Consider the following 18,290-nt stretch of genomic DNA (forward strand, 5'->3'; position numbering starts at 1 on the left):
CGTTGAGACATCCTTCGGAAGACCAGTCGTTGAACCACCAATCGGCCGGTTGGCGCTGGTCGCTGTTGGGCGTGCTCTGGTGGGGTTTGAAGCGGTTGCTGGTGGCGGTCGTTGTGATCGTCGCCGTGGCGAACGTTTGGGCATGGGCCGACCCGCCCGAGCCGCTCCGCATCTCGGCTGAAACAACGCTGATAACCGAGCCGATCGCCGAGGATGGGCTCCCGGACTTCGCCGGGGCGCTGCTTGACCGACTTGGCCGGGGGGTGAAGCCCGAGGACAACGGGGCGATCGAGTTTTGGCAGGCGATTGGGCCGGGCGAGTTCGACCCGGAACTTCATGCGCTGCTCTTTAGCGCAATTGGATGTGCCGCGCCGGACCCCGATCTGGCGATGACGCCAATTCGTAGCGGGCAATCACTGGCTAACGTCGTAGCATGGTTGTCAGAGTCTCGGCCCGACCTCGACCCTAAGCAGATCAATATTCAAAGTGAGCAATTGCTCCACTTCGCACGCAAACGGCATGGCGCCGTCGAAGCTATTCCACCGCTCGTCTCTTGGTTCCAAGAAAACGCGAAGCAACTCGAATTGTTTCACGACTCGGCTAGCAAACCCTTCTTCTACAGTCCACCGCCAAACCTGCTCACTGTGCCCCCGGCTCCTCTAGTCGAAGCTTTGCTCCCAGCCGAACAGGGGGTGCGAGAGCCCGCGTTTGGGCTTGCGACACGTGCCGCATGGCATATCGGTATGGCTGAGTACAACGCAGCCTGGAGGGATCTCAATACGATTCTTGTGTTCGGAGAACGTTTTACCTCGGAACCCTTAATTACTCCGCAACTTGTCGGCGTAGCAATACGAGCGATTGCTTTCGAGGAGCTTAACCTCCTGGTCGATCATTGCGATGATGATGTGCTTCTACGGCAGGTAATCGACCGCCTGAACAGCTTGGGCGATCCCGATTGGATTGCCGATGCTCATGGGTTTGGGGAACCGCTCACGCTTATTGATAACGTGGTCTGTTCGATGTACTCAACTCGACCCGCGACGGAGTTGGACTTGTCGAAGGATCGAAAGGCCATCGAGCCCAATCTCTTGCTAGGCGAAATCCGCAGGTGGCAAGTTCGTGCGGCGAGGATCGCCAACATGCCAGACCGCCGATCAAGACGCCTCGCGGCCGATGCGTTTGAGCGGTCGCTGGACGAGATGGCTGACGGCTTGTCCTCATGGACGTTGCTCACGACCGCCTTCTCGAGAGCAGCGGTGAATCGATCAGTTGCCAGGATACATGTCGCCTTGCTGACGCCCGCTGTTGTAGCGTCCTTCTCTGCGGAAGACCGATCCTGCGCCCAGCAGCGCCTCACGCTCCTCATCGCCGCGCTCAAGCTCCACCAACTCCAGCACGGCGAGTACCCTGAGACCCTCGATGCCTTGACGCCAGAGCCCCTCGCCGAGATCCCGCTCGATCCATTCACTAACGAGCCCTTCCGCTACGAACGCCGCGACGAGGGCTTTGCGATCTGGAGTCTTGGGCACAACGGCGTCGATGACGGTGGCAGCGACCGATCGGGCGAGTTCGTCGCGGGCGACTACGCCCCGATCGATTGGACCGGCGAGCGTCCCAAGCCGGACGGACCTGACGACGTGGTCGTCCGGCTGCCGGTGCCGCGGTTGGAGCTGCCGGGTGTGGTGCGTTGAGATCGTTCGGCGGTTCACTCCCCGGGCTCGCGCCCGGGGCTCAGGCCCAACGGAATGGCTGCCTGTCTAGTCGATCGGAGCCTCGGGCGCGAGCCCGGGGAGTTGCGTCAGGCTCTGGCTTTAAGCCGCCGGGCGCCGGCGCTTCGCGGCAACGCTTGCGAACACCATCCCCATCGCCAGAAAACCCGACGCCTCGGGCACGGGCGCCACGATTGTCGTGAAGCCGATGTCGATGAACGAGGCGATCGTCATGTCGCTGATAAAGGTCGGGCTGTTGAGCCAACCGGTCATGAGCTCGTTGCGGAGGTCGCCGTCAACGCTCGTGATGCCGACCAGGCCCGCGCCGCCGAGGTTTTCGTTCCAATGGCCGTTGGCCGTCCCGGGGCCGCCGTCGAGTTCGACGTCGGGCGTGCCCGTCTGGCCGAACTCGCTCTGCCAGTAGGCGGTCGCGTTGGGGCCGGTGAACTCGCCCGTGCCGACCGAGGCGACGTTGTTGTTGGTCCAGAGCGTGCCGAAGCCCAGCACGTGGGCCATCTCGTGCAGCACGACGTTGCCGAATGAGCCGGCGGACACGAGGTTCGCCGCGTCGGCCGAGTCGAACGTCATCTCCCCGTCGGTCGCCAGGATGTAGTTGGCGGCGTCGAGCGCCACCTCGGTGGGGCCGGCTGACCCGAGGATCATCCCAGGCCCGTCAATCGGCGAGACTTGGGCGGTGATATAGACGGTGGTCAGCGGGTCGCCGACGAAGCCGCCGATGTAGCTGCTGCCGCTCGAGACCGCCTGGATGGCGCCATCTTGGTAGCCGACGAGCAGGTTCTGCCACGTCGTCGCGGCCGCCGCGAAGTAGGGCTCAAACAGCGGATCGCCCGTGTAGCTGACGTCGATCGTCAACGTCGCACGGGCGGGCGCCGTCGTGAAACAGACGGCGGCGAAGACAACAAGAAGCGTCGGGCGGATCATCGGACGATTTTTCTTCAGTGTCGCAGTTAGACGAGAGGCTGAGAGCCGCAACGAACGGAAGTCTCGGTCAGCGTCCGGGTGTGTCGTTCGGCTTCGATTTCGATCATGGTAGGAGGCGAGTGGTGACTCAAGCAGAATCGCGCCGCAATTCCGCCTTTTCTAAGTCCGTCGCCGGCGATCGCGTTGGACGGACGCCCCGCAAGCGAAGTGGATGGCCCATGCCGACCCGTATCTTTCTGGCCTTGTTGTTTGGCGTTCTGTTGACCGTCGCCACGGTCTGCCCGGGCGAGCCGCCGAACGTTGTTGTGATCTTCATCGACGACATGGGATACGCCGATATCGGTCCCTTCGGCTGCGAAGCGTACGCCACGCCGAACCTCGACCAGATGGCTTCGGCGGGGCGGATTTTCACCGACTTCCACGCGGCGACCGCCGTGTGCAGCGCGTCGCGCGCAGCTCTGTTGACGGGTTGCTATCCCGAGCGGGTGAGCGTCTTGGGCGCGCTGGGGCCCAACTCGCCCGTTGGCCTCGATCCCGACGAGGTGACGATCGCCGAGCTCTGCAAATCGCGGGGCTACGCGACCGCATGTTTCGGTAAGTGGCACCTGGGCGACCAGCCGAAGTTCCTGCCAACGCGGCAAGGTTTCGACGAGTACTACGGTCTCCCTTACTCGAATGACATGTGGCCTTACCCGGACGGCGAAGACACCCTCGAGAACGGCGTGAAGCGTGGGGGCGCCGAGCCCTACCCGCCGCTGCCACTCTACGAAGGCGAGCATATCGTTAACAAGAACGTCACTCCCCGGGACCAGAAGCAGCTCACTACGCAGTACACCGAGCACGCCGTCGATTTTATCGACCGCCACGCGGGCAAGCAGCCGTTCTTCCTGTACGTGCCCCACTCGATGGTCCATGTGCCGCTGTACGTGTCGGACAAGTTCGCCGGCAAGAGCGGCGCGGGGCTGTTCGGCGACGTCGTCATGGAGATCGACTGGTCGGTCGGTCAGATCCTGGCCGCCTTGGAGCGTGGCGGCGTGGCGGACGACACGCTGGTGATCTTCACGTCGGACAACGGCCCGTGGCTCAACTTCGGCGACCACGCCGGGTCGGCCGCGCCGCTGCGGGAAGGGAAGGGGACGATGTGGGAAGGTGGCTACCGCGAGCCGTGCGTTATGCGCTGGCCCGGGCGGATCCCCGCCGGGACGGTGTGCGACGAGCTCTGCTTGACGATGGACCTACTGCCGACGATCGCGAGGCTGATCGGCGCCGCGCCGCCCGAGCGGGCCATCGATGGCAGGGACATCCTGCCCCTGATGACCGGCGACGCCCCCACGCCCCACGAGGTGTTCTATTGCTACTACTTCGGCGAGCTGCGGGCGGTCCGCGACGGGCGCTGGAAGCTGACGCTGCCGCACCGCTACCGGACCCTGGCGGGGCGCCCGGGCGGGGCGGGCGGCAAGCCGGTCGCCTACCGGCAGGCCGAGGTGGGAGTCGAGTTGTTCGACCTCGACGCGGACATCGGCGAGACGACCGATGTCGCCACGGAGCACCCCGGCGTGGTGTCCCGGCTGCTAGCGTACGCCGAGCAGGCGCGAGGCGACCTGGGGGACCGATTGACCGGCCGAAAAGGGACCGGCGTGCGGCCGGCGGGCAAGGCGCCGACCCGGTAGGCCGCCGCTCGCCGCCGTGTTAGACTGCTCGGCTTCGCGCACGGCGTTCGCCGCTGTGCGCAGGCCGAACGATGAACACCGTCCCTCCCTCCGCTATGATTACCCCCGACCAACTCCGCGGCGCCCACGTCGCCCTCGTCACGCCCATGAAGCCGGTCGGCTCCCTGATGGGGATCGACTTCGAGCGTGTCTACCAGCTGATCGACACCGTCCTCGAGGCGGGCGTCAGCGGCGTGCTGTTCGCCGGCACCACGGGCCAGTCGGCCATGCTGAGCCATGACGAGCAGGTCGATCTTTGCACCCGCGGCATCGAGTACGCCCGCGGCCGGGCCGCCGACCTGGGGCGTCCCGTGACGTGCCTCGCCAGCGCGGGGTCGAACTCGACCGACGAGGCGTTGCACCTCACCGAGCGGATCACGAAGGCGATCCGCCCCGACGCACTCCTGCACGTCACCGGCTACTACAACAACCCGCCCCAAGAGGGCCTGCGGGCGCACTTCGAGGCGGTCGGCGACCTGGCCGAGCGGCTCGACACCTCGATCATCCTCTACAATATCCCGGGCCGCACCGGCAGCCGGATCGAGGCCGAGACGATGATCCGCCTCGCCGAGCACCCGGCGATCGCCGCGGTGAAAGACGCCACGGGGGACCTCAAGTCGCTCGAGGTGATCCGCGCCGCGACCGACCCGGCCGAGTTCTCGCTCCTCTCGGGCGAAGACCACCTGGTGGTCGACGTCATGCAGCGTGGCGGTGTGGGGGTCATCAGCGCGTCGGCGAACCGCTGGCCGCGCGAGTTCCAACGCATCACCGAGTTGGCGGCCGCCGGCGACTGGGACGCGGCGATCGAGCTACAGAAGGCGCTGCAGCCGTGCATCGACGCGGTGTTCTGCGTCAAGAACCCGATCCCGCTGCACCACATGCTAAAGACCGGCCTACGGATGCCGATGATGACCGTCGGCCAGCTCGACCCGGCCAACCGCGACCGGGCGATCGCCAAGATCGAGGCGGCCGAAGCGATCGTCGAGTTCCCGCACGTCGAAGCAGCCGCCGTTTGAGGCGACGTGAAGTAAGGGAGATGGGGAGATAGAGGGAGGGATAAGGTGATGGCCTATTGGCGGGGCAACGCGTAGCGGTTGCCACACGTCCTTTCTTTCTAAATAAGTCGGCGTGGTATCGAGTCGTTGTCGCCCCTCCGAACCGCCATCCCCCCATCTCCGTTCATCCCCAATATCTCCCTCCCAATAGTTCCCACTACGAGAGTTTCCCCATGACCGACTGCGCATCGCTTGCCCAGCGTATCGACAAGATCTGGGCAGGCGAAGAGGCGGCCGATGTCGGGCCCGTCGTCGTCAAGCAGGCGCTCGACCTGCTCGACTCCGGCGCTATCCGTGTCGCCGAGAAGCAGGGCGACGAGTGGAAGGTGAACGAGTGGGTCAAGAAGGCGGTGCTGCTGCACTTCCGCTACTCGGACAACCGTGAGATGACGGCCGGACCGATCGAGTGGTTCGACAAGGTCGCCCTCAAGACCGGGTGGCGTGACGCGAAGGTCCGCAGCGTGCCGACGGCGATCGCGCGGTTCGGCTCGTTTATCGAAGAGGGCGCCGTGCTGATGCCGTGCTACATCAACATCGGGGCGCGGGTCGGCTCGGGGACGATGATCGACACCTGGAGCACCGTCGGCAGCTGCGCGCAGGTTGGCAAGAACTGTCATATTTCCGGCGGCGTCGGCATCGGCGGCGTCTTGGAGCCGCTGCAGGCGAGCCCCGTCATCATTGAGGACGATGTCTTCTTTGGCGCCCGTGGCGAGGCGGCCGAGGGCGTGGTCATCGAGGAGGGCGCCGTGCTGGCGATGGGGTGCTACGTCGCCGGCTCGACGAAGATCTACAGCGTCCCCGAGGGCCGCGAGCTGCCGCCCGGCCGCATCCCCGCGCGCAGCGTCTGTGTCCCCGGCGCGCTGGCTTCGCGCGATGGGTCGCACCAGACGTACGCCCTGATCATCAAGAAGTACCGCGACGAGCGGACCGACGCCCGCACCGCGCTGACTTCGATCCTCCGCGAAGGCATCTAACGGTTCGCCACAGAGCCACCGAGGGCACGGAGGAATGCACAGAGAAGTTGGACAGGATCAACAGGATTTACCGGATGGCGTTAGAGATAAGGCATCAAAACCTTATCCTGTCGATCCTGTGAATCCTGTCTAGTTTTCTCAGCGCCTCTGTGGTTAATAAGAGAGTAGCAAACCCGATGCCGACTCCCGTCTTCATCGCCGGCCTGCCCGGCAAGATGGCCGCCGAGACGGCCGAGCTGGTCGCCGCCGCGGACGATCTCGAGTTGCTCGAGACCGGGCTCACGAGCCCCGTCCACGACGGCGAGACGCTCACCCTTGGCGGGCGAGTCGTTGCGTTGATTGCGGAAGACTCACTAACGAGCCTCGCCGTCCCGGCCGAGGCGATCGCGATCGACTACACAACGCCCGACGCGGCTCTCGACAACGTCCGCTGGTACACGGCCAGCGACGTCCCATTCGTGATGGGCACCACGAGTTTTGATCTCGACGAAGCCAAACGCCTGGTCGCCGCGTCGGGCGTATCCGCGGTGATCGCCCCCAATATGGCGGCGCCGATCGTGCTGCTGCAGGCCGCCGCGCGCTGGCTGGCGGAAGAGTTCCCCGGCGCCTTGGCGGGAGCCGACCTATCGGTGACCGAGAGCCACCAAGCGACCAAGCGCGACACGAGCGGCACGGCCAAGGCGTTGGTCGCGTCGGTAAACGGACTAGGCGTCCCCTACGGCGTCGACGCCATCCAGAAAATCCGCGATCCCGAGAGGCAAAAGAGCGAGGTCGGCGTCCCGGCCGAGCACCTCAACGGCCACGCCTTCCACCGTTACGAACTAACGGCCGCCGCCGGCACGGTGCAGCTCGTGCTTGAGCACAACGTGCTCGGCCGCCGCGTCTACGCCGAAGGGACCTTGGCTGCGGTGCGGTTCCTGCGCGACAAGATCGCCGGCGGTTCGCGCGGCGAGGTCTTCACGATGGAAGACGTGCTGCGGGGGGACTAGAGTGTCTGGTGGCGCCAGCACCCCACCAAATCGGTATTTGCCATCGTGACGGAAAACCTTACACCACTAGTCGATCTGGCCCGAATACTCGGCGGATTCGGGCTAGTTACGGTATTCCTTGCGGTTGCGAAGCGAATAGCAGAACGCCGGCGATGGCGTGCGTACAAATCGAAGGTTGCAGGTTGGCTCACCGATCTTGCTGAGGCGGAAACACGCCATCCAAAAGAGTTGACAGATCACGAATGGCAAGCGGATTGCGAAGAGATGCTAGGAGAGGTCGGTTTTTCGCCGTTCGAATCACACGAATTGCTGGGCACAGCGGTTACGGTTGCGAAGAAAAAAGCCTCCGAACGCTTTTTTATGTAAAGGGACATCCCGGTGGCGAATACAACGACGCGATTGACGGAAGAGCAGATTTCAAAGCGAGCTCAAGACCGGGTTCTGCAAAAGTTTACGACTCAACGCACTCGGTACTTATCCGTCGCGATCCTGACGATGATTGGAGGACTTGTTTGGTGCCTAGCCGGCGCCAATGTGAATGGTCTACTGACAATCCTTGTGGGGCTGATCTTCGTCGCGCTCTATTTGGACGCCAACGGCGTTGTCCATGAAGTCCGAAAACGGCCAGCAAAGAGACTCACTACCGACTTCTCAGTGCTTGGTGAAAAGAACACGATGGCCGGCCAGTCGGTTTCTGAAAAATTGATTCATCAGCCCAAGGCATCGTAAGCCTCTTTCTCAAACGGGTTGTCAAGATAGGCCCGCCCGCCGGCGAGCCACACCACGGCCGAGGCGCCGAGGTAGGCGGGGCCCATCAGCGGGCCCCAGCGCTCGAACTGGCGGACGTGGACCATCTCGTGGTCGTGCGCCATGTCGACGTAGGCCTTGGTTTGCCCGAGAACCGTATGTCCGAGCGTGATCGCGGCGCACTGATCACCGAGTGGCGTGCGACGGACCGCCCAGCGCGTGAACCCACCGTAGAACTCCAGAACGCCTTCGCGCCGCTGGACGCCGCCGCCGGTGGCGAGGCCGATCGCACCGACGAGCACGCCGATCGCGGAGTAGGGTGACGCCCACACGATCCGGGCGAGGCGAATGAGTTGCTGCATAGGGATGCTCATTGTGGGAGGGGTCTCTGACCCCGATTACGGCTTCCATTCCTTATCGGCTAGTAGCGCGTAATCGGCGTCGGAGACGCCTCCTACAGTTCTCGATCCCTCTTAATTCGGCCAGAGCCAAGCGAACGCTGCGCCGGTCGCCAGTGCGTACGCCAAGCCGTCCAGCGAATCGAGCAACCACTTACGGCGGAACCAGATGAGGTGCGGGACGCCCGCGGCGACGTGCGTCAGCACCCCGGCGGTCGCCGTGAATCGGAAGACATCGACGAGCGGCGTCTCTTTGTGCAGGCCAATCGTCGCCAGGTAGCCGATCGTGAAGGCGGCCGCCATGAAGAAGGCGAGCGTCATGCCGATGTTGGCGCCCATGCTCGGCTCGTGGGGCCAGTAGATGAGCATGCCGCGGGCCTTCGACGGGTCTTTGCAGTTCGGGTCCGCGGTGAGGACGTACTGCCCGTCGGGCTGGGCGCCGAGCGACTTGGCGGCGTCGTCGATCGGCCCGAAGCCGAGGTGGCCCCACTCCGACCGGTGGTGCGGCAGAACCGTCCACGCTAGCGTGCTGAGAACGTGGGTGGCGAGCCCCGCGACAAGGATCGGCAGCCAGATGTCGGCGAGCGAGACAGGCGTCATAGCGGGGTTTTGGTAAGCGAAGAGGGGGCCGGGGAGTGGGTCGGCGGTGTTTGCCCCCGCCAGCCCGGCCCCCTAGATTGACTGACGGGGCGAAACGTCCCCAACGTAATAGAAATCGCCACCAACTCCCAACTAGGAACCACCCCGATGACTTTCCGCGCCCCGCTTTTCGCCGTGATCGCCCTTGCCGGCTTCGCTTCGCAGGCCGCCGCCCATTGCCAGGTGCCATGCGGCATCTATGGCGATCAGCGTCGTTTCGATGAGATGCTCGAAGACACCGAGACGATCACCAAGGCGATCGACCAGATCGGCGAGCTGTCGGGCACGCACGATGCGACGGGTCACAACCAACTCGCTCGCTGGGTGGTGACCAAGGAAGACCACGCCACGAATGTCCAGCGGATCATTGGCGACTACTTCATGGCCCAACGCATCAAGTCCGACGACTCGACCTACGGCAAGAAGCTGATGGCGGCCCACAAGGTGATGGTCGACGCGATGAAGGCCAAGCAGGCCGCCGACCCGGCGACCGCCAAGGCGCTCGAGAAGTCGATCAAGGACTTCTACGAGGCGTACGAAGGCAAGGCCTACGAGGCCGCTCACACGCACTGATTGTCTTACTCGACGCGACGGCGTTCCGCCTGGAGCGCCGCGGCGATCCACCCCACGACCCGGTCGGCAACGGCCGGGTCGTTGGCGTTGGCTGCGGAGGAAGGAGAGATGTCGAGCTCGCCTTCGAAAGGGACGCCGCTCGCCGCGAGCTTCATCCGCAACCGGTCGGCGCCCTCCCACCAAGGGTCGTCGGCGGGGCACCCGAGCCACTGCCGCCGGGGCCAGCCGAGCGGGTGGAGGTGCAGTAAGGCGGAGTCTTGGCGGCACGCCTCGGCGTCGCGGTAGCGGGCGGCCAGCGAGCGGACCGCCTCGGGCGACACGCCTGCCGGGGGAGGCATCCGCCGGTCGATAAGCAGGTGACAGTCCACCGCCGGACGCCAAGCCGCGACCACTGGGAACTGGCGGGCCCGCTTGTAGGCGATCCGCAGCGCCCCGTGCGCGCCGGCGCCGACGCCCGCCAGGGCCAGCGGAGTCGTGTCGCCCCAGCGGTCCCGTGCCCACGGGATGATGCCATCAAGGAGGAGCGACTCGGCCGAGGGGGCGTCATCGCCAGTAGCAGGGCGATCGGTCCACCACGGGTCGCCCGCCAGCGGCGCCACCGCTGCTAACTCGTGGGCGCCGAGGGCGGCGGCCCAGGCGGGGTCGTCGAGCGGCGTTAGCCCGTCGGCGTCGTGCAGCAGCACCACCACCCCGGCGACGGGCCCGGGAGGCTCGCGCCACAATCGATCCGTCTCACGGCGCCAGCCCCGGTTATTAAGCATGGAGTCGTTGGGCATCGCCGTATCGGAGACGGTCGGGTAGCCTCACGCCACCCCCTGTTAGATCCCCTTGGAAAGACCGTGCCCCGCCTGCTGCATCTGATCAGCGACCTCGAACCCGGCGGCGCCGCAACCCAGTTGCGGCTGCAGATCGCCGCGCGTGGCGAGCAAGAGGACGCGTCGGTCGCGACGCTGCGGCGTCCTGGGCCACTGCGTGACACGCTCGCCCAGGCCGGGGCGCCCGTGGTCTGGACCCCCCGCCGATTCCGTGTCGACCCGTTCGCGCTGGCCGCTCTGGTCGGCGAGCTGCGGCGTCGGCGGCCCGATGTGGTGCAGAGTTGGGACAACGCGTCGGCGGCGTTCTGTCGCGCTGCGAAGCGGCTCCACCGGTTCGCCTGGGTCCATACGCACCGCGGGGGGCCGCTTGGGTCGCTCCAGGGCGTCGAGGCGGTCCTCGCCACCGACGCCCTCGCCGCGGCCTCGGCCGGTGAGCAGACGACGGCGCCGGTCGTCGTGGTCCCGAATGCGTTCGACCCCGCCATCGCGCCGACGGATCGGGCCAACCGTTCGGCCGCCCGCGGGCGGATCCGGTCTGCCGGCTGGGACGTGTCCGACGACGCGCCGGTGCTGCTCTGCGTCACTCGGATCGACGACGCGGCCGCGGTGAAAGAGATTGCCTGGGCGAGCGACCTGATTCGGGTCGTCCGCCCCGGTTTGCGGCTGCTGGTCGCCGGCGACGGCCCGGGACGGCTGGCGTGTGAGCGCTTCGCCGCCAAGGCGACCGAGCGGGGGACCGTCCTCTGGATCGGCGCCACGAGCGGGCTAGCGACGCTCTATGCGGCGGCCGACATCGTCTGGGTGGGCCGCGGCGCCGGCGCCGCGCCGACGCCAGCCATCGAGGCGATGGCGGCGGGCAAGCCGCTGGTGATGGCCGAAGGCCCGGGCCGCGACCTGCTGCTACCAGACTGGCTGCTACCAAACGACACCTCGTCCGCCGCCGCGTCCGCGGGGCCGTGTTGTCGGCTCCCCTGGGACGACCGCGCCGCGTGGGCCCGCACCACCAAGCGACTCTTTGAAGAGCCCGACCGCGCGGCCGCTGTCGGCGCCGCTGGCGCGGACCGCGTCCGCAACGCCCACCGCATCGACGCCGTCATGGCGGCGCGCTCCGCGGCGTTGGCGCGCGTCGTGTAGCGGCTGCCGGGTCAAATCCCGGCGTCGACGCCGCGGGCGGAGACCAAGCGGAAATGCGACGTGTCGATCACCGGGGGCCGCCAAGCCGAATCGGGCTCGTCGGGCATCAGCTCGCCGACATAGCGGCGGCGTTTCTCGCTGAGCGTCCACTGGTTGCGAATCGACGCACAGGCGTCCGCAATCTCGTCGGGACTGGGGAGATAGTCGATCCGCCGCACGTCGTCGGTGATCGGCTCGTGGTTCTCGAAATACTTGACGCTCGCTCGCACAGCAGGCCTCCGTATGTTCCGGTTCCTCGGCGCCGGCGAACCCCCCACTAGGGGCCCCCGGCATGGGACGTCGAGTGCCCGTCGCTGCAAGTGACGGGCCGATCGAGTCGCTAGCACATGGCTGAGAAGATGCCCCACTCGTGTGTGGATCGTGTGTAGATATTACGGAGAAGACCGCGAAAGTCCTATGAAAAGAGAGCGTCTGACCGGACGGGCCGTCCGATGTCGAGACTTAGCGACATGCGTCTGTCACGGGCGTCTGTCACGGGCGTCTGTCACGGGCGGTTCGGGAGAGCGCAACCGACGCCGGACTGTCCCACCGCTGTAACCGCGATAGACTGTGGACACGCGGGTGACTGACGCCCGCCAGCAGGCGGGATCGATCTCCCGATGTTGTGCAACTCTCATCAAATCGCGGTTCCCAGGGAGCGGGGCGAAGTTATGAAGGATGTTCTTGCGGTCGTGCTGGCTGGCGGCAAAGGCGCTCGGCTCGAGCCCCTCACCCGTGACCGGGCCAAGCCGGCGGTCCCGTTCGGCGGGATCTACCGGATCATCGACTTCACGCTCTCGAACTGCCTCAACAGTGGGATGCGCCGCATCCTGGTGCTGACGCAGTACAAGGCGATGAGCCTCGACCGGCATATCAACCTGGGCTGGCGCGATTTCTTCTGCCGCGAACTGGGCGAGTTTGTCGATGTCGTGCCGCCCCAGCAGCGGATCGACGAGCAGTGGTACCAAGGGACCGCCGACGCGGTGTACCAGAACATTTACACGCTCGAGAAGGAGCGGCCGAGCCACGTCGTCATCCTCGCCGGCGACCATATTTACAAGATGGATTACGCCAAGCTCGTGCAGTATCACGAGCAGCAGAAGGCCGACCTCACCATCGCCGCCCTGACGGTGAGCAAGGAAGAGGCGACCGCCTTCGGCGTCATGCAGGTCGACAGCGAGCAACGTGTCATCGGGTTCGAGGAGAAGCCGAAAGACCCCAAAACGGTTCCGGGGGAGCCCGACGACTGCTTGGCGTCGATGGGGATTTATGTCTTCAACGCCCCGTTCCTCTTCGACGAGTTGTGTCGCGACGCGACGCTGCCCGAGTCGGCCCACGATTTCGGCAAGAACATCATCCCATCGATCATCGATTCGCGGCGGGTGTTTGCGTTCCCGTTCCGCGACGAGAACAAAGGGACCCAGGCGTACTGGCGCGATGTCGGCACGATCGATTCGTATTACGACGCCAACCTCGAGCTCACGAACGTCGAGCCGCAGCTGAATCTGTACGACGATCGCTGGCCGATCCGCACGCACCAGCCGAACCTGCCCCCCGCGAAGACGGTGTTCGCCGCCTGGGAGGCGGGGGATGACGACACGGTGCGTCGGGGCGAAGCCCTCGACAGCATCGTCTGCCAAGGCGCCATCCTGTCGGGGGGCGTGGCGCGGAAGTGTGTGATCGGCCCGCGGGCGCGGATCAACAGCTACGCCCTGGTCGAGGAATCGATCCTATTCGCCGGGGTCAACATCGGCCGCCGTTGCCGGATCCGCAAAGCGATCATCGACAAGGGGGTCCACGTCCCCGAAGGGACCGAGATCGGCTACGACCACGACGCGGACCGCGCGCGGGGTTTCACCGTCTCGCCCGGCGGGGTGGTGGTGATCGCCAAGGCCGACGGCGTGCTGCCGATCAACTAACGCCGCCTCGTGCTAGCGGTTGGTGATTAACACGTTTTCCACCGTCGTCGTCAGACCGACCGCTTGCCGGCTTTTCCACGGCGCGTAAAAAAGAAGGCTGCGATGGCGACGGGCCGGTCGGAACGACCCACGCCACGGCGCCTCAGAACCTCTCAAAAAGAGCAACCACTATGTCTCGCACAAGCGTCGCCGTAGCCCTCTCGGTCGCCCTTATCACCCCCACTGCCGGGGCGTTCTCGCTGTCGTCGGTGTCAAGTTTCTTGTCGGATCGCGGCATCCATGTCACGCTGCCCGAAACGAGCATCAACTTGCCACCCCGGGCGGAAGCGGCGATTCAAAAAGCCCTGTCCAAGGCGGAGTCGACCTTCGACCACCTCTTCGGTGAGGGCGGAATCCTTGACGGCGTTGACCTGCCGGACATCGACTTGCCGAACTTCGATCTCCCGGATGTCAACATCCCCGACGTCGATCAGATCGTCAGCGACGCGTTGGCCCGTGTCGAAGAGCGTGCCGCCGCGGCCCGTTCGCGCGCCCGCTCGGCGCTCGAAGACGCGTTGAGCCGAGCAGAGAGTGTCCTCGACGGCCTTGATCTGCCACAGATCGATCTGCCCGAATGGAATCTGCCCAACGGGGACCTCCAGGAGATCGTCGACAACGCCCTTGGCAAGGCTCAGTCCAGGGTCGAGGACGTCATCGGTCGTGTTGAGGACAAGCTCGACCACATTGACGGCCTGCTCGATGACCTGTTCGGCAACGCCACTCCCGAGGTCGCGACGGTTCTCGCCAGCCTGCCCGTCGCCAACATCCCACCCGCTGCGCTGCAGTCGATCGAGTCGTCACTCGCTTCGATCAGCTATCGGGCGCTGCCGCTAACGGCCGCCGTCGCTGTCCCCGAGCCGACCGCCGTCGTGGCGGCGATTGGTTGCGTGGTCCTCGGCGTGGCGGGTCGCCGCCGCCGCTAGCGTCGCACGGCGGGCGCCCGTGCGTCGGCCGTTTCACTCGGGGCGGACGCGGGCCGAATCGACTCGACGAGCCGGCGTACGGCTGCGTCGTCGGCCTTGCCGTCGGCGACCGGCAGGGTCGTGGTCGCGGCGAGGGCCTCGTGCGGGCCCGCCAAGTGGTGGTGTCGCCACTCGACCGGCTGCTCCTCCGCCTTGCCGACCGACGCGACCATCAGGCGACGTACGCCCTTGTCGTCGGGGGTTTCTTGCGATTTGACCACCTGTTGCAGTCCCTCGCCGAGGGCGTAGCGGACCTCGCGCTCAAACTGCCCGAGCGGCAGCTTCCGCTGGGGGGTCGAGGCGAGGGTCGTCACGGCGGCGACCTGACCTCCCTCGACGCGGCGGAGCGTTGTGGCCTGGTGGTCGTCGGCGACCACGAACCAGTCGCGTCCAGCGAGCAGGGTCCATGCCCCCCCGCCGGCGGTGACCAGCAAGCGGTCGTCAGACGACGCCGCGGCCGCCTGCGACAGCAAGTCGGCGCCCAGCCGTTCTTCCTCGTCGGCGGGGTCAATTGTCACGTTCAGCTTGGCGATGGCCTCGACCGCCGGAGTCGCAGGGCCAACGGCGCGCGACTCCTTCCAGGCGAGGTTCAGCCGCGACACCCGGCCGAGCTGGCGATCGAACAACGCCACGCCCCGCAAGTCGATTTCAACGCGGGCGCCATCCACCTCGCCATGCACCGGGCCGGCGAAACGGAGGCGGGCGTGCGTCGACGTGATGTCACTAACGACTCCGACCACCTCGCAGACTTCGCCCTTCTTTAGCCGCAGCAACCGTTCGACCGCCCCGGACGGCACCTTCCAGGTCCCGCCGTCACGGACATTGCCGAGCGGCAGCAGGCCGTCGATATCGAGCGGGTCGGCCGCCAGCTGCACGAGGTCCAGTTCGCCGCGGGTCAGCGGCCCGCTTGCCGCCGTGATCTTGGCGCCTCGTTCGCCCGGCCGGGCTAACAGCAGTCGGGCGTCGTCGCGGAGCGCTGCGGCGGATTGATCGACCCGACGGGCGAAGACGGGCTGGGGGCCGCTGTCGGGCAGCTCTTCCTGCACGTAGGCGAGCCGGTAGTCGCCGCGCGTCGGGACCGCGTCGGCAGCTCCCTCGGCGGTGACCGACCCGGCGAAGCGGAGCGACGCCTCGACGGCGAGGGGCCCACTTCCGAGGTCGGCCCACGGAGTGAGATCGACCGATTCGGCCGCGATTGCCCCGCCGACCAGCAGCAGAAGACTGGCAAGACAGGTCGAGACGCAGCGAAGCGAGGATCGGGTCATGGCGCGACGGCGTTTTGCAGGGAGGTCCTAGGGGCCGCGCCGGTGAACCTTCGGGCCGGACGGCACGTCTCCTTTACATGATCGACCTGTCGACGAGTCGGCATGACGCCATCCGTCCCCCCAGAAGTGGCGCAGCGGCGACGCGGTGTTCTTTTCCGCTTCGCGTCGGCGGGGTTTGGGTAAGCGAGGGGGACAGTAGGGCCCCGATTTCTGCCTGGTCGGCCCCAGGAAACGAAGTTTCCCTCGACCAAACGTAAAAAACCCGCGTACAACAAGAGCCGCTCAAGTCGGGGAACCGGCGCGTAAACCCATGCGGCTCTTCGGCTAACGTCGCGCTGCTAGCAAACGCTGGGACGACGCCGCTGAACTTTCTGACCGCTGTCCGTTTGAAAAAACATGCAACGCTCCTATCGCATCGACACCATCAACGAGCTTCGCCGGCAGCAAATCCGCCGAGCGAGCACCGATGAGCGTCTACGCCGGCTCGAAGAAGTCGAGCGGGCGGTGGCGGAGCTCGACCCGGCCCGCGATTACGCGGTCGATCGGGTCGTCACCCGGATCGGCTGCCGCGGATGGGTCCGCCCCGACCGCGACAAGGCGCCCGGCGCCGACCTCATCCACGACCTTCGGCTGCTCGTTGAGGACCTCAGCGACTCGGTCGATCTGCCGGCGGACGCCGTCGGTGAGCAGGTCTTGACGGTCGAGGACCTGGCGAAGCAGTTCAATGTCTCGACCAAGACGATCGCCCGTTGGCGCGAAGCGGGGCTCGTGAGCCGTAAGCTGTTGTTCGACGGACGCAAGCGGGTCGGCTTCTTGCGTAGCAGCGTCGATCGGTTTGTCCGCGCCAATCAAGACCGTGTCGAACGGGGGGCCCGCTTCCGCCAGCTGACCGATACCGAGCGGCTGGAACTGATCGCCGACGCCCGCCGTTTGGCGGAAGAGGGCTACGGCCGCGCCGAGGCGATCCGGCTGTTGGTGGGCCGGACGGGCCGGACCGCCGACACGGTGCGGGCCATTTTGGCCGCCCATGAGCAGAGCGAGGCGATCTTCGCCGAGACCGCCGGCGTGCTCTCCGACCGCCAGAAAGAGCAGATCTACGCCGAGCACCTGGCTGGCGCGTCGGTCGAGAAGCTGATGAAGCGGTACGGCCGGTCGAAGACAACGGTTTATCGGCTGATTTCCGAGGCCCGTTTCGAGCGGATCCAGCGGATGCCGTTGGACCTGATCCCCAACGACCGGTTTAGCCGGAAGGGGGCCGATGCGGCCTGCCTGGGGCCGATGCCCGAGCCAGAAACCGCTCCGCGGAAGGCGCGGCGGCCGAGCGATCTGCCCGCCTACTTGGCGAGCCTGTACGAGGTGCCGCTGCTCACCCGCGAGCAGGAGGGGCACCTCTTCAGGAAGTACAACTACCTGAAATACAAGGCGGCCAAGCTACGCGACTCGTTGGACCCCAAGCGGCCCCAGTCGGTCGTCATGGACGAGATCGAGTCGCTCTACGCCGAGGCGGTGGAGGTCAAAAACTACCTTTCGCGGGCCAACCTGCGGCTGGTGGTGTCGATCGCGAAGAAGCGGATGACCCCCAATCAGAGCTTCTTCGAGCTGGTCAGTGACGGCAACGTGTCGCTCATGAAGGCGATTGAGAAGTTCGATTTCGCCCGTGGCAACAAGTTCAGCACCTACGCCACCTGGGCGATCGTGAAGAACTACGCCCGGACGATTCCGGGCGAGTACAAGCACCAGGACCGGTTCCGGACCAGCTACGACGAGCTGTTCGACAGCACCGAAGAGCACCGGGCCAACCCGACGTTGCGGGAAGCGGCTCAGAAGGACCGGGTGGAGAAAATCCGCAAGATCCTCGGCCGCCTCGACGACCGCGAGCAGCAGATCGTGATCTCTCGGTTCGGCTTGGACCACAACCGCGAGCCGCTGACGCTCAAGGAAGTGGGGGCCGAGATGGGGGTCACCAAGGAGCGTGTCCGCCAGATCGAGGCCCGCGCCTTGACGAAGCTCCGGGCCGCGGCGGCAGAAGACCGCATTGCGCTGGAGCTGTAGCGGCCCATTTGCCGATGGTTCCAGTCCGAGCCGCGGCCACCACGGAGCGTCTCACCTTCCGCCTTCGAGGCAGGGGGGGCCGCTCGCTGGCGGCCGCGGCTCGGGCTTTTTATAGGCGAAGCGCGGCTGAGTTCCTGGTGAGGGTTGAGCGTGAGGCGAGTCGGGGAGGCCCCCCAGTCGCCGGTTGGAGGAGCGATCGATCGGCTTTTGCGAGCGAAAGCCTGAAGTTGTGGGGTTGCGGGGGTCGGGTCCCCCGCTATATTGGGCGATTCCCGCGACTTTCCGGCTTCCGGTACGGGGTGACCTTCCTCAACGCGGCTCGTGTTTCGG

General features: G+C 66.0%; 18 protein-coding genes. 12 read left to right on the plus strand and 6 right to left on the minus strand.

Features of this window, described 5'->3' with window-relative positions; translation table 11 throughout:
• Positions 1-65: 65 nt before the first annotated feature.
• Complete coding sequence (locus tag Pla108_RS11655; protein ID WP_146445139.1) at positions 66-1,691, plus strand: hypothetical protein; 1,626 nt, start codon at positions 66-68, stop codon at positions 1,689-1,691.
• A gap of 120 nt (positions 1,692-1,811) precedes the next feature.
• Here Pla108_RS11655 and Pla108_RS11660 read toward each other — a convergent pair whose 3' ends face one another.
• Entirely contained in the window at positions 1,812-2,651 is an 840-nt protein-coding gene (locus Pla108_RS11660) for a peptidase (RefSeq protein WP_146445140.1), read from the minus strand.
• A gap of 218 nt (positions 2,652-2,869) precedes the next feature.
• Between Pla108_RS11660 and Pla108_RS11665 the strand changes: the two genes are divergently transcribed.
• From Pla108_RS11665 to Pla108_RS11690, 6 genes are all read left to right on the plus strand, one after another.
• The gene (locus Pla108_RS11665) at positions 2,870-4,321 is read left to right on the plus strand and encodes a sulfatase family protein (RefSeq protein WP_146445141.1); all 1,452 of its coding nucleotides are present in this window, start codon (positions 2,870-2,872) and stop codon (positions 4,319-4,321) included.
• A gap of 71 nt (positions 4,322-4,392) precedes the next feature.
• Positions 4,393-5,376 carry a 4-hydroxy-tetrahydrodipicolinate synthase gene (gene dapA / locus Pla108_RS11670; RefSeq protein WP_146445142.1) on the plus strand — a complete coding sequence of 328 codons (984 nt, stop codon included), beginning with the start codon at positions 4,393-4,395 and terminating at the stop codon, positions 5,374-5,376.
• A gap of 212 nt (positions 5,377-5,588) precedes the next feature.
• Positions 5,589-6,389, plus strand: coding sequence for a 2,3,4,5-tetrahydropyridine-2,6-dicarboxylate N-succinyltransferase (locus Pla108_RS11675; RefSeq protein ID WP_146445143.1), 801 nt, complete (start codon positions 5,589-5,591; stop codon positions 6,387-6,389).
• Between the two features lie 176 nt (positions 6,390-6,565).
• The gene (locus Pla108_RS11680) at positions 6,566-7,378 is read left to right on the plus strand and encodes a dihydrodipicolinate reductase C-terminal domain-containing protein (protein WP_146445144.1); all 813 of its coding nucleotides are present in this window, start codon (positions 6,566-6,568) and stop codon (positions 7,376-7,378) included.
• Between the two features lie 45 nt (positions 7,379-7,423).
• Positions 7,424-7,744 (plus strand): hypothetical protein, encoded by a 321-nt coding sequence (locus Pla108_RS11685; protein ID WP_146445145.1) that lies wholly within the window; start codon positions 7,424-7,426, stop codon positions 7,742-7,744.
• A 12-nt stretch (positions 7,745-7,756) separates the two neighbouring features.
• Positions 7,757-8,107 (plus strand): hypothetical protein, encoded by a 351-nt coding sequence (locus Pla108_RS11690; RefSeq protein WP_146445146.1) that lies wholly within the window; start codon positions 7,757-7,759, stop codon positions 8,105-8,107.
• Here Pla108_RS11690 and Pla108_RS11695 read toward each other — a convergent pair.
• On the minus strand, positions 8,089-8,487 hold the full coding sequence (locus Pla108_RS11695; RefSeq protein ID WP_146445147.1) for a hypothetical protein: 399 nt from the start codon (positions 8,485-8,487) through the stop codon (positions 8,089-8,091). The genes Pla108_RS11690 and Pla108_RS11695 overlap by 19 nt on opposite strands.
• 111 nt (positions 8,488-8,598) lie before the next feature.
• Positions 8,599-9,123, minus strand: coding sequence for a hypothetical protein (locus Pla108_RS11700; protein ID WP_146445148.1), 525 nt, complete (start codon positions 9,121-9,123; stop codon positions 8,599-8,601).
• A gap of 147 nt (positions 9,124-9,270) precedes the next feature.
• Here Pla108_RS11700 and Pla108_RS11705 point away from each other — a divergent pair, with 147 nt between their 5' ends.
• The gene (locus Pla108_RS11705; protein WP_146445149.1) at positions 9,271-9,735 is read left to right on the plus strand and encodes a superoxide dismutase [Ni]; all 465 of its coding nucleotides are present in this window, start codon (positions 9,271-9,273) and stop codon (positions 9,733-9,735) included.
• 5 nt (positions 9,736-9,740) lie between these two features.
• Here the strand turns inward: Pla108_RS11705 and Pla108_RS11710 are convergent, their stop codons facing one another.
• Positions 9,741-10,511 (minus strand): hypothetical protein, encoded by a 771-nt coding sequence (locus Pla108_RS11710; RefSeq protein ID WP_197526504.1) that lies wholly within the window; start codon positions 10,509-10,511, stop codon positions 9,741-9,743.
• Positions 10,512-10,574: 63 nt separating this feature from the next.
• Here Pla108_RS11710 and Pla108_RS11715 point away from each other — a divergent pair, with 63 nt between their 5' ends.
• Positions 10,575-11,684: a glycosyltransferase gene (locus Pla108_RS11715; RefSeq protein ID WP_197526505.1), complete on the plus strand. Its 1,110-nt coding sequence runs from the start codon at positions 10,575-10,577 to the stop codon at positions 11,682-11,684.
• Positions 11,685-11,695: 11 nt separating this feature from the next.
• On the opposite strand, the gene Pla108_RS11720 is transcribed toward Pla108_RS11715, so the two are convergent.
• Entirely contained in the window at positions 11,696-11,953 is a 258-nt protein-coding gene (locus Pla108_RS11720) for a hypothetical protein (protein WP_146445152.1), read from the minus strand.
• A 441-nt stretch (positions 11,954-12,394) separates the two neighbouring features.
• Between Pla108_RS11720 and glgC the strand changes: the two genes are divergently transcribed.
• Both glgC and Pla108_RS11730 read left to right on the plus strand, forming a co-directional pair.
• Positions 12,395-13,642, plus strand: coding sequence for a glucose-1-phosphate adenylyltransferase (gene glgC, locus Pla108_RS11725; RefSeq protein WP_146445153.1), 1,248 nt, complete (start codon positions 12,395-12,397; stop codon positions 13,640-13,642).
• A 170-nt stretch (positions 13,643-13,812) separates the two neighbouring features.
• Positions 13,813-14,604: a hypothetical protein gene (locus Pla108_RS11730; RefSeq protein WP_146445154.1), complete on the plus strand. Its 792-nt coding sequence runs from the start codon at positions 13,813-13,815 to the stop codon at positions 14,602-14,604.
• On the opposite strand, the gene Pla108_RS11735 is transcribed toward Pla108_RS11730, so the two are convergent.
• Positions 14,601-15,908 (minus strand): hypothetical protein, encoded by a 1,308-nt coding sequence (locus Pla108_RS11735; RefSeq protein WP_146445155.1) that lies wholly within the window; start codon positions 15,906-15,908, stop codon positions 14,601-14,603. The two genes, Pla108_RS11730 and Pla108_RS11735, sit on opposite strands and share 4 nt — an antisense overlap.
• Before the next feature lie 396 nt (positions 15,909-16,304).
• On the opposite strand from Pla108_RS11735, the gene Pla108_RS11740 reads away from it, so the two are divergent.
• Positions 16,305-17,960: a sigma-70 family RNA polymerase sigma factor gene (locus tag Pla108_RS11740; RefSeq protein ID WP_146445156.1), complete on the plus strand. Its 1,656-nt coding sequence runs from the start codon at positions 16,305-16,307 to the stop codon at positions 17,958-17,960.
• The last annotated feature ends 330 nt before the right edge of the window (positions 17,961-18,290 follow it).

This window comes from Botrimarina colliarenosi (assembly GCF_007859955.1).
GTDB lineage: Bacteria > Planctomycetota > Planctomycetia > Pirellulales > Lacipirellulaceae > Botrimarina > Botrimarina colliarenosi.